The sequence below is a fragment of the Pseudoalteromonas sp. S3785 genome, assembly GCF_005887365.1.
Taxonomy (GTDB): Bacteria; Pseudomonadota; Gammaproteobacteria; order Enterobacterales; family Alteromonadaceae; genus Pseudoalteromonas.
In genome coordinates, this window is the sequence record NZ_PNCT01000121.1 from 1 (window position 1) to 393 (window position 393).

Here is a 393-nt window from a genome sequence, read left to right on the forward strand (position 1 = left end):
GCTCACCGGTTGCTGTGCCTGAAATAGTCGGTGTGGTGTCATTAGTATCACCAACCGGATCAATAACCACTGTGGGCGCTGCGGTATCAACCTCACCAGTTGTGGTGGCTGTGGTTTCATTGCCTGCGGCGTCGGTAACCGATACTTCAACGGTAAATTCACCTTCACTTAACTCATTAGGCACATCTACACTAAAGGTGCCATCGGCTTGCACTTCGGTCGTAATGGTTTGCGGGTTACCCGCTTCATCCGTTACGGTGATTGTAACAACCGTGCCCTCTGGCTCACCGGTTGCTGTGCCTGAAATAGTCGGTGTGGTGTCATTAGTATCACCAACCGGATCAATAACCACTGTGGGCGCTGCGGTATCAACCTCACCAGTTGTGGTGGCGT

General features: G+C 52.2%; 1 protein-coding gene. It reads right to left on the bottom strand.

The window, feature by feature from the left end:
- On the bottom strand, positions 1–393 hold a 393-nt coding region (locus CWC17_RS18735), incomplete at both ends, for an Ig-like domain-containing protein (RefSeq protein WP_171042115.1).